This window comes from Mesocryomonas fontinalis (assembly GCF_055730125.2).
The window spans coordinates 601,397-614,407 of record NZ_JBUZWG020000001.1 but is presented as its reverse complement, the minus strand read 5'-3'; the positions used below and the strand labels follow the sequence as shown (position 1 = coordinate 614,407).

General features: G+C 66.7%; 12 protein-coding genes and 1 tRNA gene. 3 read left to right on the top strand and 10 right to left on the bottom strand.

Annotation, left to right across the window (positions count from 1 at the left end; all coding sequences use genetic code 11):
* Nucleotides 1-23 precede the first annotated feature (23 nt).
* From ACZL02_RS02820 to ACZL02_RS02790, 7 genes are all read right to left on the bottom strand, one after another.
* On the bottom strand, nucleotides 24-1,043 hold the full coding sequence (locus ACZL02_RS02820) for a protein-glutamate methylesterase/protein-glutamine glutaminase (protein ID WP_472938664.1): 1,020 nt from the start codon (nucleotides 1,041-1,043) through the stop codon (nucleotides 24-26).
* On the bottom strand, nucleotides 1,040-1,921 hold the full coding sequence (locus ACZL02_RS02815; RefSeq protein ID WP_472938663.1) for a CheR family methyltransferase: 882 nt from the start codon (nucleotides 1,919-1,921) through the stop codon (nucleotides 1,040-1,042). Before ACZL02_RS02815 ends, ACZL02_RS02820 begins: the two co-directional genes overlap by 4 nt.
* A 70-nt stretch (nucleotides 1,922-1,991) precedes the next feature.
* On the bottom strand, nucleotides 1,992-2,450 hold the full coding sequence (locus tag ACZL02_RS02810; RefSeq protein WP_472938662.1) for a chemotaxis protein CheW: 459 nt from the start codon (nucleotides 2,448-2,450) through the stop codon (nucleotides 1,992-1,994).
* 2 nt (nucleotides 2,451-2,452) lie between these two features.
* Nucleotides 2,453-4,711 carry a chemotaxis protein CheA gene (locus ACZL02_RS02805; RefSeq protein WP_472938660.1) on the bottom strand — a complete coding sequence of 753 codons (2,259 nt, stop codon included), beginning with the start codon at nucleotides 4,709-4,711 and terminating at the stop codon, nucleotides 2,453-2,455.
* A gap of 116 nt (nucleotides 4,712-4,827) precedes the next feature.
* A complete protein-coding gene (locus ACZL02_RS02800; RefSeq protein WP_472938659.1) occupies nucleotides 4,828-5,196 on the bottom strand; it encodes a response regulator in 369 nt (122 codons plus the stop codon).
* Entirely contained in the window at nucleotides 5,193-5,492 is a 300-nt protein-coding gene (locus tag ACZL02_RS02795; protein WP_472938658.1) for an STAS domain-containing protein, read from the bottom strand. Before ACZL02_RS02795 ends, ACZL02_RS02800 begins: the two co-directional genes overlap by 4 nt.
* 115 nt (nucleotides 5,493-5,607) lie before the next feature.
* The gene (locus ACZL02_RS02790) at nucleotides 5,608-7,326 is read right to left on the bottom strand and encodes a methyl-accepting chemotaxis protein (RefSeq protein ID WP_472938657.1); all 1,719 of its coding nucleotides are present in this window, start codon (nucleotides 7,324-7,326) and stop codon (nucleotides 5,608-5,610) included.
* A 267-nt stretch (nucleotides 7,327-7,593) separates the two neighbouring features.
* On the opposite strand from ACZL02_RS02790, the gene ACZL02_RS02785 reads away from it, so the two are divergent.
* Entirely contained in the window at nucleotides 7,594-7,872 is a 279-nt protein-coding gene (locus tag ACZL02_RS02785) for a hypothetical protein (RefSeq protein ID WP_472938656.1), read from the top strand.
* A 320-nt stretch (nucleotides 7,873-8,192) separates the two neighbouring features.
* Here ACZL02_RS02785 and ACZL02_RS02780 read toward each other — a convergent pair.
* Both ACZL02_RS02780 and ACZL02_RS02775 read right to left on the bottom strand, forming a co-directional pair.
* Nucleotides 8,193-8,267: transfer RNA gene (locus ACZL02_RS02780), tRNA-Glu, on the bottom strand.
* 100 nt (nucleotides 8,268-8,367) lie between these two features.
* The gene (locus ACZL02_RS02775) at nucleotides 8,368-8,700 is read right to left on the bottom strand and encodes a fimbrial protein (RefSeq protein WP_472933708.1); all 333 of its coding nucleotides are present in this window, start codon (nucleotides 8,698-8,700) and stop codon (nucleotides 8,368-8,370) included.
* Between the two features lie 90 nt (nucleotides 8,701-8,790).
* On the opposite strand from ACZL02_RS02775, the gene ACZL02_RS02770 reads away from it, so the two are divergent.
* Both ACZL02_RS02770 and rpoH read left to right on the top strand, forming a co-directional pair.
* Nucleotides 8,791-9,837: an RluA family pseudouridine synthase gene (locus tag ACZL02_RS02770; protein WP_472938655.1), complete on the top strand. Its 1,047-nt coding sequence runs from the start codon at nucleotides 8,791-8,793 to the stop codon at nucleotides 9,835-9,837.
* Between the two features lie 236 nt (nucleotides 9,838-10,073).
* The gene (gene rpoH, locus ACZL02_RS02765; protein WP_472933710.1) at nucleotides 10,074-10,979 is read left to right on the top strand and encodes an RNA polymerase sigma factor RpoH; all 906 of its coding nucleotides are present in this window, start codon (nucleotides 10,074-10,076) and stop codon (nucleotides 10,977-10,979) included.
* A 111-nt stretch (nucleotides 10,980-11,090) separates the two neighbouring features.
* Here rpoH and ACZL02_RS02760 read toward each other — a convergent pair whose 3' ends face one another.
* Nucleotides 11,091-12,920, bottom strand: a complete 1,830-nt coding sequence (locus tag ACZL02_RS02760; protein ID WP_472938654.1) for a hypothetical protein — start codon at nucleotides 12,918-12,920, stop codon at nucleotides 11,091-11,093.
* Nucleotides 12,921-13,011 lie beyond the last annotated feature (91 nt).

Sequence of the window (13,011 nt, the reverse complement as noted above, 5' to 3'; positions counted from 1 at the left end):
GCCTGCAGAAAGAGGTTGCTCGCTTATCCGAATGTTTCCCGCGCGACGTCGCGCAAGGCTACCTGCTGGGCGGCGGCGCCGATGTCGAAGGCGACCCGCGGCATGCCGTAGACGAGCGAGGTCGCCTCGTCCTGGGCCATGGTCCGCGCGCCGCGTTCGCGCATGCGCAGAAGTCCTTCGGCACCGTCCCGGCCCATCCCTGTGAGGATGATGCCGGTGGCGCGTCCGTCGAAATTGTCGGCGATCGAGTGGAAGAGACGGTCGACCGACGGCCGGTGTCCGGTCATCGGATCCTCCTGATCGAGCTTCAGCCGAGGGCCCCGGCGCCCCTGCACGGTCATGTGCTGGCCGCCGGGCGCGATGTAGACATGGCCGGCCTTCAGCTCCTCGCCATCCTTCGCCTCGCCGACACTGGCACGGCAGATCTTGTCGAGCCGGGCCGAGAACGACGTGGTGAACGCCGCCGGCAGATGCTGGACGATCAGCGTCGGCGGGCAGGCCGCCGGGAAATCCGAGAGCACCTGGATCAGCGCCTCGACGCCGCCGGTCGAAGACCCGATGGCCACGAGATCAGGCCAGCGAGCGCTGTGGACAGCGTCGGGCCGCTGCAGATGCGGCGCCTTCACCTGCGCGTGCTGCTGGGCCATGCGGCGCTTCGCCTTCGCCGCCTCCTTGATCAGCCCCGGCAGATGATCCAGCGTGTTGCCACCGGCGCCGCCCGGCTTGGAGATGCAGTCGAAGGCGCCGATCTCCAGCGCGCGCAAGGTGGCGCCCGCCCCCGGCTGCGTCAGGTTGGAGACCATGATCACGGGCGTTGGCCGCAACCGCATGATCTTCTCGAGAAATTCGAGGCCGTTCATCTTCGGCATCTCGATGTCGAGCGTCACGACATCGGGGTCCAGCGCTTTGATCATGTCGCGGGCCTCGACCGGGCTCGCCGCCTCGCCGACTACCTCGATCCCCGCGTCCTGAACGAGCGCATGCCTCAGCAAGGCCCGCATGGTGCGCGAATCGTCGACGATGAGCACCTTGACCGGGATCATGCCACCGCTCCCTCGAGCCGGCGGTACGAGGTCGTCCCCTCGTAGACGAGGTGGTTGGTGGCAGCCCCCGTCAGCCGCTCGGAATGGCCCATGAACAGGAACCCCTGCGGATGCAGCTGCTGGCAGAAGCGGTGCCAGATCTTCTCGCGCGTCGGCTGGTCGAAGTAGATCGTCACGTTGCGGCAGAAGATGGCGTCGAAGCCGCCGCGCATCGGCCAGGCGCCGATCAGGTTGAGCTCGCGGAAGGAGACGAGCTCGCGCATCGGGTCGGTGACCTCGAGGCCGCCTTGCGCCGGCCGGAACCAGCGCTGCTGCATCGGCCGCGGCACCGGCTCCAGCGCGTTCTCGTCGTAGATGCCGGCGCGGCCGAACGCGACGACATTGGGATCGATGTCGGAAGCGAGGATCTTGATGTCACGCTCGGCGGCATCGGGCATCATCGACAGGATGGTGAGGGCGATGGAATAGGGTTCGTGGCCGTTCGAGCAGCCGGCCGACCAGATCCGGACGCGCCCGCCGCGCTTGGCGGCGTCGAGCAGCGGCGGCAGGACCTGGGCCTTCAGGAACTCGAAATGGTGCTTCTCGCGAAAAAAATGCGTGACGTTGGTGGTCAACGCCGCCAGCATGGTCATCCGCTCGGTGGCACCCTCGGCGCCGGCGATGTAGCCGCAGTATTCCTTGAAGCTGCCGAGGCCGAGCGCCCGCAGCCGCTTGGCAAGGCGCGAATAGACGAGATCACGCTTCGCCGGCACGAGCAGGATGCCGGAATCGTCGTGCAGGATCTTGGCGATGGTCGCAAAATCGTTTTCCGACAGGATGTACTCGTTCGAGCCGCCGCGCTGGCTGGCTTCGGCTCGCTCTGCTTCTGGTCTGGCCATCGGGGCGCCCTTGCGCGAAGTTCAGGCGTCGCCGGGTCTGCCCGGACGACGCACCTTGAAGAAGTCAGTATCAGGCGGCGAGTTCGGTCTGCGGCAGCACCGAGTCGACCGCGATCATCGAGATCATCCGCCCCTCGAAGGCCATGACCCCCCGCACGAAGCTGCGGGCGATCTCCGAGGCGACGTCGGGCGTCGGCTGCAGCAGGTCGTCGGTGACGGTCAGGATGTCCGACACCGCGTCGACCAGGAGACCGACGAGCTGGCGACCGATCCGCACCACGATAACGACCGAACGGGCCGTCGGAACGGTCGGGCCGAAGCCGAGACGGGCGGCGAGGTCGACGATCGGCAGCACCGTGCCGCGCAGGTTGATGACGCCGACCACGAAGTTCGGGGCGTGCGGCAGCGGGGTCGCCGCCGCGAAGCCGCGGATTTCGCGCACGGTGATGATGTCGACGCAGAATTCCTGCTCGCCGATCCGGAAGGCGATGAGCTCGCGCATGCCGGCGTTTTCGCTATGACTGTCCATGGTCACTCCGCTGCCTGTAGATTGTTTGAAAAGAAGCTTGCCTCGAACCGCGAGGTGGCAGTGACGGCGTCGACGTCGAGGATGAGGGCCACCCGCCCGTCGCCCATGATGGTCGCGGCGGCGACGCCCGGCACGTGGCCGTAATTGGCCTCGAGGCTCTTGATCACGACCTGGCGCTGGCCCTGGATGCCATCGAGCAGAAGCGCCGAACGGCTGCCGTTCTCGGCTTCGACGAGGATCGCTACACCGGTCATCGCGTCGGTGGCGCCTTCGCGGTAGCCGAGCTGCTGGGCGACGTCGATCAGCGGCAGGAAGCTGTCGCGCACCGAGATCAGCCGCTGGTCGCTGCCGAAGCCGCGAACGTCGCTCGCCTTCGGCTTTAGCGTCTCGATGATGGCGGTGAGCGGCACCACCAGGGTCTGGGTGCCGGCTGAGACGATCATGCCGTCGAGCACGGCCAGCGTCAGCGGCAGGCTCATCGAGAAGATCGAGCCCTCGCCGGGCTTGGAGGCGATGGACACCCGGCCGCCGAGAGCCTGGATCGAGCGCTTGACCACGTCCATGCCGACGCCCCGGCCCGACAGCTCGGAGACTTCCTCCTTGGTGGAGAAGCCCGGCAGGAAGATCAGGTTGTCCGTCTCTTCGTCGGTCAGCGCCGCGTCCGGCGGGATCAGGCCCTTCTTGATGGCGATGTCGCGGACGACCGGCCGGTTGATGCCGGCGCCGTCGTCGGAGATCTCGATGACGATGCGTCCCGAGCGGTGCATGGCGGCGACGCGGACCGTGCCTTCCTCCGGCTTGCCGGCGGCGAGACGCTTGGCCGGCAGTTCGAGGCCGTGGTCGATGGCGTTGCGGATCATGTGCGTCAAGGGATCCGACAGACGCTCGATGACCGTCTTGTCGACCTCGGTGCCTTCGCCCTCGGTCACCAGCTTGACCATCTTCTTGGTCGCGTCGGCCACCTCGCGCACGAGGCGCGGCAGTCGCTGGAACACCGACTTCACCGGCTGGGCGCGGATCGCCATGACGCTGTCCTGGATTTCGCGGGTCAGCTGCTCCAGCTCGTCTAGTCCGACGGCAACGTCGGTCGCCCGCGCCAGACCGGCGAGCGTCACGCGCTGCGAGAGCATGACCTGGTGGATCACCAGCTCGCCGACGAGGTCGATCAGGCGATCGACGCGCTCGAGATCGACGCGGATGGTGGCGCCCGGCTGGGCACCGCCGCCCTCGCCGGATGTGGCCGCGGGCGCCGCCGCGGCAGGCTTGGCAGCCTTCTGGGCGGCCGGCTCCTCGGCCTTCGACGCGACAGGCTTTGCGGCAGCGGGCATGGCCGCCGCTGCCGGAGCCGGTGCGGCTTCCGGGTCCTCGGCTCCACCGCCGGCCATCAAGCGGGCGAGAAGCGCCGCGGTCTCGGCGTCGACCGCCTCGTTGCCATCGTCATCCGGACCTTCCGGGTTCTCGGTGATCAGCGGCTCGATGGTCAGGGCGCAATCGAACTCGGCAAACTCGAAGATTTCGCGGACCGCGTCCTCGCCGACTTCCGTGTTCAGCGTGACCGTCCAGGACAGGAAGGCGCTTTCCGGATCAAGGTCGCTGAGAAGCGGGGTTTCGGACGTGTCGCAATCGATGTCGATCGCGCCGAGTGCGGCGAGCTCGCGGATCAGCCGGGCGCTCTCGTTCGCCTTGGCGTACATATCGGAGGTCGGCTTGAAGGTGATGCGAAATCCCGACAGCGTGCCGCCCATCAGGTCGTCGAAGTCGATCGCCACCGGGACGAAATCGAACCCGTCCATGCCGTCGCCATCGCCATCGGGGAAGAGCGCGCCCTCGTCCTCGTCCATCGGCTCGGGCACGGCGGCCATCCGGGCGCTGGCGGCGCCCGGGACCAGGTCTTTCAGTTCGGCGACGAGGACCTTGGTGCGCGCCGCATCGACCGAACCGCCGTCGCGGGCGACGGTGATGAGGTCGGCGAGCACGTCGGCGGCGCGCAGCATGATCTTGACGACGTCGTTCGTCGCCTCCAGCCGGTCGGAGCGGACCTCGTCCAGGGTCGTCTCGAAAATATGGGCGAAGTGGACGAGATCGTTCAGGTTGAACGCTCCCGCCCCGCCCTTGACCGAATGAACGGCGCGGAAGACGGCGTTGACGGTGTCGGAATCGGCCTCACCGTTCTCCATGGCCAAAAGGCCGATTTCCAGTTCACCCAGCTGCTCGACGCATTCTTCAAAGAATGTCGCCCGGATTTCCGCCATCGCGTCCATCGCTCAGTCCTCTTTAGCCAGCTCTCTTGGCCGCGCCGTAAGGCGAGTCGGCCATTCCCGCCGCTCGGACGGGATGGTTACGGATGCGGTTTCAACCGGGCTCGCCGTGGCGAGTGTCAGGCTGCGACGCGCCGAATGGCGTCGACCAGCTTGACCGGGTCGAAGGGCTTGACGATCCAGCCGGTGGCGCCGGCCTTGCGGGCACGGGCCTTCTTCTCGACATCGCTCTCGGTCGACAGAACGAGGATCGGGATGACCCGGCGGGCGTGCTCGCTGCGCACTTCCTCGATGAAGGTCAGCCCGTCCATGCGGGGCATGTTGACGTCGGTGATGATCACGTCCGGGTGTTCCATGCCGTCGAGGACCTCGAGGCCGTGCACGCCGTCCTCGGCCTGCACCACGTTGAAACCGCTTTCCTCGAGCGCCCGGCGCAGCATCTCGCGCATGGTCCGGGAATCATCGACCGTCAGAATGGTCATTTTCATTGGGAAATCTCCTTGTCGAGCAAGCTGTCGAGGCTAAGGCCGAGCAGCCTGAGGCCGCCCTCGAAACCGGGTGAGGCGTTGGCGATGTGAAGCGGAACCGAGTCCGCCTTCCAGGTGACGACCGCCGAGAGAAGCACCTGCAGGCACTGCCCGCCGAGGCTTTCGACCTTGGACGCATCGATCTCGAGCGCTTCTCCGCGCAGGCCGAGCAATTGCTCATGCAGCGGTGCAGCGGCGGTCAGATCGAGGCGCGCGGGCAACTCGACGGCCGCGCCCTTTGATGTGTCGCTCGTCATCAGAAGCCTCCACGGGCGCTGGCTGGCCGAATGGGGGTGGTGTTCAGGCGCATGAAAAGACCTTTCTTGAGGACTGCGCTTCGCGTGTCGTCGGCGGCGGCAGGGTTCCGGGCACTCATGCCCGGGCCCCGAAAGCCTGGGTGACCCGTCTGTTCAGCTGGTGCACCGGGGATCCCTGGCGGGTGTGCGCACCGTCTCCGAGGCTGAAGCCTTCGAGCAGATCCGTCAGCGAGTGGGCCTGTTCAGCCAGCTCGTTGCTGGCCGCGGTCGACTCCTCGACCATGGCGGCATTCTGCTGCGTGCCCTTGTCGATCGTGCCGACGGCTAGGCTGATCTCTTGAAGCCCTGTCGACTGGCTGTGGGTCGATTGCACGATCGAGGACACGTGGCTGTCGACCTCGGCCACCCGCCGGGCGATCGACTCCAGCGCCTCGCCAGTCTGGCTCACCAGCCGGACGCCGGCCTCGACCTGATGGCCGGAGGTCGAGATCAGTTGCTTGATCTCCTTGGCCGCCGTCGCCGAACGCTGGGCAAGGCCACGCACCTCCTGCGCCACCACGGCAAACCCCCTGCCCGCTTCACCCGCCCGTGCCGCCTCGACGCCGGCGTTGAGCGCCAGGAGATTGGTCTGGAACGAGATCTCGTCGATGACGCCGATGATCTTGCCGATCTCGTCCGACGAGGTCTCGATGAGGCTCATCGCCGCGATGGCCTCGCCGACGATCAGGCCGGAGCGTTCCGCGTCGGCCCGGGTCTTGGCCACGAGGACACCGGCCTCGTCGGCCCGGCTGCTGGAGAGCTTCAACGTGCCGGCCATCTCAGACAGGGCGGCCGAGGTTTCCTCCACCGCTGCAGCCTGCTGCTCGGTACGGCGGGCAAGATCGTCAGCGGCAGAACGGAGCTGGTCGGCACTCGAATGGATCGCCGTGGCGTTGTCGCTGACGGAGCGCATGGCGACGTTGAGCTTCTGGACGGACTGGTTGAAGTTGGTCCGCAGCGATTCCAGCGAGGGAATAAAAGCCGCATCGAGGTGCTGGTCGAGGTCGCCCTCGGCCAGCCGTCCGAGGGCGAGGCCGATGGTGTCGACCGCCTTCATCCGGTCCGTCAGGTCGGTTGCGAACTTCACCACCTTGGTCACGGCGCCGCGGTCGTCGAGGATCGGGTTGTAGGAGGCCTGGATCCAGACCTCGCGACCGCCTTTGCCGAAGCGCTTGAAGTCCGCGGCCTGATACTCGCCATTGCGCAAGGCGGTCCAGAAGGCCGCGTATTCAGGGCTCCGGGCATAGGAGGGGTCGACGAACATGCTGTGGTGCCGGCCGACGACTTCGTTGGCGGTATAGCCGAGGGCCTCGAGGAAGTTGCCGTTGGCCGCCAGGATGTCACCTTTCGGGGTGAACTCGATGATGGCCTGGGACTTGCCGAGGGCCGCCAGCTTGCTGGCTTCTTCAAGGGCGATGCGCTTGGCGGCGGTGACGTCGCTGGCGAACTTCACCACCTTGTAGACCTTGCCGCGGGCATTGGTGACGGCGTTGTAGGAGGCCTCGATCCAGACGGCTTCGCCGGTCTTCGAGAGCCGCTTGAACTGTCCGGAGACGAACTCGCCGGCCGCCAGCCGCGTCCAGAAGTCTCTGTATTCCGCAGAGTGGCCGTAGGCGGGATCGACGAAAATCGAATGATGCTGACCGACGATGTCAGGGAGTTCGTAACCAAGGACGTGGCAAAAGTTCTTGTTGGCCGTCAGGATCTTGCCGGTGGGGTCGAGTTCGATGATGGCAAAGGATTTACCCATCGCGTTCAACACGTCGGCAGCACTGGACTTGAAGAATGAAACCATCAGGGACTCCTACGCCAACTGCGTCGTCCTTTAGCCTGCTAACAATATGCGACAATCGCTAAGACGCCTCTAATTTCTTAGGTGACTAAAATGTTTCGTCGGGTCAGGTCTTCGATGCCCGTCTGTCGATGCCCCCCCGCAGGCCTTGGAAAAGCCGCTACGCGGTTCCTTCGGTCACGACGCGACGGCGCTGTCCGGTGGCGGGAATTGGTGTTTCAGCCGGAAGGGCGCATAAGCACGGTTTACCAAGCAAAGCAGGGATCACACATGGCCGGCAGGGCAGCATACGAAGACCGCGTCTATACCGTCGTCGAAACCGTCGAACTGGATGGCGGCATCACGCTGACCAAAGGGCAGTATCCCGGACGGTTGCAGTGGACGGAATTCGCCCAGCCAGGCGGCGAGCCGCGGATCGTCAGCAAGCGCTTCGTCCTGCCGCTCTCGGGAGAGCAGGTTCTCGCCCTCGGCGGCAAGCTTGGCCGAACGCAGAAGCTGCGGGAACTCGACGTGACCAAGCTGATCGCAAGCGGCTCGATCACCGTCTGATCCGCAGCCTCCTCGGCGACCCGCGGCTGAAGCCGGATCGTTCCCGGTCGAGGGTCGCCGAGGAAGTACGCCCAACTCTTCGCGCGGCGGCGGGACCGACAGGCTGATCGGGGCATCGAGCCTGAATGTCTACGAAGGGGTACGGCTCTTCGGCGAGGCGGGCTTCGCATCGAGGCGCGCCCGTCATCCGCCGCGCGCTCGGAAGAGCCGTCGACGTCGCGACGTGCCATCCGCAGCCAGCGGCTGTCGCCATTTCACAAGGTTCTCGCGATCAAGCGCAAGCAACACCGGAATTCAGATAGTTATTTAGAAGGGGAGCCTGGTACGCCCAAGGGGAATCGAACCCCTGTTTACGCCGTGAGAGGGCGTCGTCCTAACCGCTAGACGATGGGCGCGTGACCAGTGACGCGGATATAGCCAGGGGCTTTCGGGATGGCAACCCCTTTTCTGCGCCGGAGAGGCGAGCTTGTGGAAAAACCTGCGGGGCGCAGGCGATCAGGGCGCAGAGATACGATAGCGGGCGGTGATGATGCCGGTGGCGAGATCGACCCGGACGAGATCGTCCGCACCGCCCGAAAGCCGCAGCAGCGCCTCGCCGCCATCCAGTGCCATGCTCTCGATCCGGCTTCCGGCGGGCAGCTGCAAGGCGATCTCGGCGGTGCTGGGAACGGCGCGCGTCTGGTTGATCTTGTAGACAACGGCGCCGAGCACCGCCATAACGCCGATCAGCATGGTCGCCACGGCGACCGCCAGCAGCCGCACCATCTTTCGGCGCAGGCGCTCGGTGGCGGGATCGAGCGGGGCCTCGTCGTCGGGCAGGTCGGTCATATCAGTCGCTTTCTTTCCATCGCCCGCAAAGACCCTTCCGCGCGCGGCCGAAGCGGGCGCGGGTCATCGGGGCCGCAGAACTGTCCCGCCATGTCGGAGGATTTCATCGTTACCGGTCCTACAATCCCCGAAGATGCGGAAGCAAGCAGCTTCACCGTCGATGAGGCCTCCAGCGGGCTGAGGCTCGACCAGTTTCTCAGCGCGCAGTTTCCGGGCGTGCTCTCGCGCAGCCGCATCCAGGCGCTGATCGAGGCAGGCGACGTGACGGTGGGCGGAGCCCCGGCGCGCATCACCAAGCGCAAGGTGGCAGAGGGCGACGTCGTCGAGATACTGGTGCCGGAAGCGGTCGATGCCGACCCTCTGCCGGAGAACATTCCGCTGACGATCCTCTACGAGGATGCAAGCTTCGTCGTCGTCGACAAGCCGTCGGGGCTGGTCGTGCATGCCGGCCCCGGCAACTGGACGGGCACCCTGGTCAACGCCCTCCTCCACCATTGCGGCGACAGCCTGTCCGGCATTGGCGGGGTGAAACGCCCCGGCATCGTCCACCGGCTGGACAAGGACACGACGGGCGTCATGGTGGTCGCCAAGAGCGACATCGCGCACCGCTCGCTCGCCGAGCAGTTCGCCGCACACGGCCGCGACGGGCGGATGCAGCGGGCCTACCGGGCGCTGGTCTGGGGCGCCCCGCTCCGGCGCAGCGGCTCGATCGAGGCCGCGCTCGGCCGGTCGAATACCGACCGCACCAAGCGTACCGTCGTCGCCGCCGACCGGCCGGACGCCCGCGAGGCGATCACCCATTTCGACGTCATCGCGCGCTCTTCTCCCGGCGAGGATACGCTGGCCTCGCTGGTCGAATGCCGGCTGGAGACCGGGCGAACGCACCAGATTCGCGTGCACATGGCCCATATCGGTCACCCGCTGATCGGCGACGAGACCTATGGCGGCGGGTTCATGACCAAGGTGAACAAATTGGAGCCATCGGATCGCGTCGTCGTGGAGCAGTTCGGGCGCCAGGCGCTGCATGCCTTCCAGTTGGGCTTCGAGCATCCGGTGACCGGGGAACCGATGCTGTTCGAAAGCGATATCCCTTCAGACATGCGCAATCTCGCCACTGCCCTCGGAATGACGGTCTGAAATCCGGATCTCCCAAACGAGCGCTGCGGCTTCCCGGACGAAGATGCGCACGATCGTGTGAAAAGGGCTGGCGGTTTTATACCGACCGGTCTATTTAAGAGGTCACGCCGCATTTCAGGCGCGAACCTTTGCGATGTCAGGAGAACATCGAGTTGGCCGGGATCGGCGGAGACGCGGTCCAAGGCACGGTCGGCCTCAGAAGAGGCTGCCGGTCACGTCAAGGAGGGTGCAGTATCATGGCCCAGTCCAATCTGCCGAGCATTGCCTCGGGCGAAGGCGGCCTCAGCCGCTATCTCGAGGAAATCCGCAAGTTCCCCATGCTGGAACCGCAGGAAGAATACATGCTCGCCAAGCGGTATGCCGAGCATGACGACCGCAAGGCCGCCCACCGCCTCGTGACCAGCCATCTGCGCCTGGTGGCGAAGATCGCCATGGGCTACCGCGGATACGGCCTGCCGATCGGTGAGGTCGTGTCGGAAGGCAATGTCGGCCTGATGCAGGCGGTCAAGCGCTTCGACGCCGAGCGCGGCTTCCGCCTGGCGACCTATGCGATGTGGTGGATCAAGGCTTCGATCCAGGAATACATCCTGCGCTCGTGGAGCCTCGTGAAGATGGGGACGACCGCCAATCAGAAGCGGCTGTTCTTCAACCTGCGCAAGATGAAGTCGAAGATCCAGGCGCTGGAGGAAGGCGACCTGAAGCCCGACCAGGTGGCGCACATTGCGACCCAACTCGGCGTCAGCGAGGAGGAGGTCATCTCGATGAACCGCCGCCTCTCTGGCGACGCCTCGCTGAACGCACCGATCCGCGCGACAGAGGGCGAGTCCGGCGAGTGGCAGGACTGGCTGGTCGACCAGTCGGAGAGCCAGGAGGCGATGCTGGTCGAACAGGACGAACTCGACCAGCGGCGCAGCATGCTGCACCGGGCGATGGACGTCCTCAACGACCGCGAGCGTCGGATCTTCGAGGCACGGCGGCTGTCGGAAGACCCGCTGACGCTCGAGGCGCTGTCGGACGAGTTCGACATCAGCCGCGAGCGCGTGCGCCAGATCGAGGTGCGTGCCTTCGAGAAGGTGCAGAAGGCGGTGAAGGACACCGCCGAGGCCGCCCAGCGGCAGTTGCGGGTCCTCGAGCCAGCCTGATCAGCGCCTCTCCGATGACGAAAACAAAAAAGGCCCCGAAATTCGGGGCCTTTTCTTTTTGGCGGGACTTTTCCAACCCCGGATAGCGGCGCGGAACGCCGCAGATGGGGTTTAGGTTTTGGCGGCCCAGGCGTCCATCGCCTGCTTGAACACGCGGTCGCCCGGAATGCCCTTCTCGATGGAGATCAGCGCACGGCGTCCGCTGGAATAGGCGAGCGGAATGTCGATCCACTGTTCCTTGCCGAGCAGGCCGAGATTGGTCTGCGTCGCCTGCGCCAGATTGTTCAGCGCGACGATGAAGAAGCCGTCCGAGATCTTGCCGGCAACGCCGATCAGCGGCTCGCCGCGGGCTTCCTCCGTCGGCTTCAAGGCCAGCCGCTGCACATTGGCGATCTGGCCACCGGCAAAGTTCGCGGGAACGTCGAACATCATCTCGATGACGTGGCTCGCCGGCAGCGTGTCGTCGGTGTTGCGGCGGATGGTCATGGTCAGCCGCAGGTTCTCCTCCGGCACATCGGCAACGGCGCGAATCGCCGGCTCCGGCGGGGCCCCGTCGCTCGGCGCTTCCTCGACGACGCTCCAGACGACGTTGCCGCCGCGCTGCGAGCCTTGCTCGGTCTCGGTGCGCTCCTCGTAGAAGACGGCCTTCTGCGCGACCGCGGGCACTGCCGCATCGCCGGGCGTCAGCGCAGCCGTTTCGGTCGTGGGCGCAGGCGTCGCCTCGGCAGCGGCCGGCGGCGCGTCCGCTTCCGCTTCCGGATCCGTCCCTTCGGGGTCGGTCCCTTCCGTCGCGGTGTCCTCCGGCGTCGTCGCTTCGGGCGCGGTCGCCACCTGTGGCACCAGCGGCGCCGGGCTCACGTCCGGCGAGGCGGCGGCGATGTTGGTACCCTCGCCGAAGTCTGCGCCGGTGCCGGCACCGGGGCCCTCGTCGACCTCGGTCCCGTCCGGCATCAGCCGCTGGGTGAAGCGGCGCTTCGGCGCGGCGGTGCCGGTGCTCGTGCCGGTAGCGGACGGCGGCGAGAGAGCCGCGACATCGCCGCCATCGACGGTCGCCGGCGTGGAAGCGGAGGTACCGGCGGACGGCGTCGCCGTGGCGGTCGCCGTCGTGTCGGCCGTGTTCGGCCCCACCAGCATCGCTTCGAGCTGGTCCTTGTAGACATAGGCAAGCGCTGCCGCACCGCCGAGCCCGATGACCACGGCGATGCCGGCCAGCGCCGGGGAGCGGCTGCGGGTCTTCTGGCTGGGCCGGCGGCCATTGGCATAGCGCGGGGCGGCGACATCGGCGACCGGGATGGCGGAAGTGTCGAGACCGGAAGCGCCACTCGTCCGGGCGCCCGGCGACGGCATCATGCCCTCGGCGCTCGGCTCCCGCCGCTCGGGCGGACGGTTCGCGCGGACTTCTGTCCGCGGGGCGTCGAGGCCGCTTCGGCCGGCGTCGGGGACGCGCGGCGCGTCCGGCTCGCCGCGCACCGGGTCGCGGCGCGGATCGGCGCGTATGGCAAGTTCGCTGCCGCTGCTCGTCGCCGTCGGCCAGGCCGGCTTCTGGACGCCTGCCGAAGGACGAGGGCCACGATCGACGTGCGGCAGCGGCGCGGAGGACGCGGGCGGGGCGGACGGGGTCGCGACTGGCGCTCTCGGCGGCGGCGCCGGCGTCGCCGCCCGCTGCTCGACAGCAGGGGCTGCCGGCTTCGGGGCCACCGGCGCCATAGCTGGAACGGGCGCGTCCTCCTGCCCAAGGTAATGATCCTCGGTGCGGTCGATCGCGTCGGCCAAAGCCGAGCGACGGGCCTCGATCAGCTCCTCCGCGAGCGGCGGATTGGCAGCGGCGATCTGCCGCTCGATCGCAGCGCGGGCCTTGTCATAGACCTTGGCCCGCAGTTCGGGCGATGCATTCGGCAGGCCATCGATCGTCTTGCGCAGAACCGCGCTCAAATCCGCCATGGATCGCAGCCCCTTACTGATCGTCTAGGTGTTTGTTGCAGATGCATATTTCGACGTCGACCCTACTGCATATCACCAGCGACCGAAAGCA

What these genes read in the sequence shown, in the direction of transcription:
- ACZL02_RS02760 (WP_472938654.1), bottom strand. Translation starts at nt 12,920, where the DNA reads ATGGCGGATTTGAGCGCGGTTCTGCGCAAGACGATCGATGGCCTGCCG.
- ACZL02_RS02805 (WP_472938660.1), bottom strand. Translation starts at nt 4,711, where the DNA reads ATGGACGCGATGGCGGAAATCCGGGCGACATTCTTTGAAGAATGCGTC.
- ACZL02_RS02800 (WP_472938659.1), bottom strand. Translation starts at nt 5,196, where the DNA reads ATGAAAATGACCATTCTGACGGTCGATGATTCCCGGACCATGCGCGAG.
- ACZL02_RS02815 (WP_472938663.1), bottom strand. Translation starts at nt 1,921, where the DNA reads ATGGCCAGACCAGAAGCAGAGCGAGCCGAAGCCAGCCAGCGCGGCGGC.
- ACZL02_RS02820 (WP_472938664.1), bottom strand. Translation starts at nt 1,043, where the DNA reads ATGATCCCGGTCAAGGTGCTCATCGTCGACGATTCGCGCACCATGCGG.
- ACZL02_RS02770 (WP_472938655.1), top strand. Translation starts at nt 8,791, where the DNA reads ATGTCGGAGGATTTCATCGTTACCGGTCCTACAATCCCCGAAGATGCG.
- ACZL02_RS02785 (WP_472938656.1), top strand. Translation starts at nt 7,594, where the DNA reads ATGGCCGGCAGGGCAGCATACGAAGACCGCGTCTATACCGTCGTCGAA.
- ACZL02_RS02795 (WP_472938658.1), bottom strand. Translation starts at nt 5,492, where the DNA reads ATGACGAGCGACACATCAAAGGGCGCGGCCGTCGAGTTGCCCGCGCGC.
- ACZL02_RS02775 (WP_472933708.1), bottom strand. Translation starts at nt 8,700, where the DNA reads ATGACCGACCTGCCCGACGACGAGGCCCCGCTCGATCCCGCCACCGAG.
- ACZL02_RS02810 (WP_472938662.1), bottom strand. Translation starts at nt 2,450, where the DNA reads ATGGACAGTCATAGCGAAAACGCCGGCATGCGCGAGCTCATCGCCTTC.
- rpoH (WP_472933710.1), top strand. Translation starts at nt 10,074, where the DNA reads ATGGCCCAGTCCAATCTGCCGAGCATTGCCTCGGGCGAAGGCGGCCTC.
- ACZL02_RS02790 (WP_472938657.1), bottom strand. Translation starts at nt 7,326, where the DNA reads ATGGTTTCATTCTTCAAGTCCAGTGCTGCCGACGTGTTGAACGCGATG.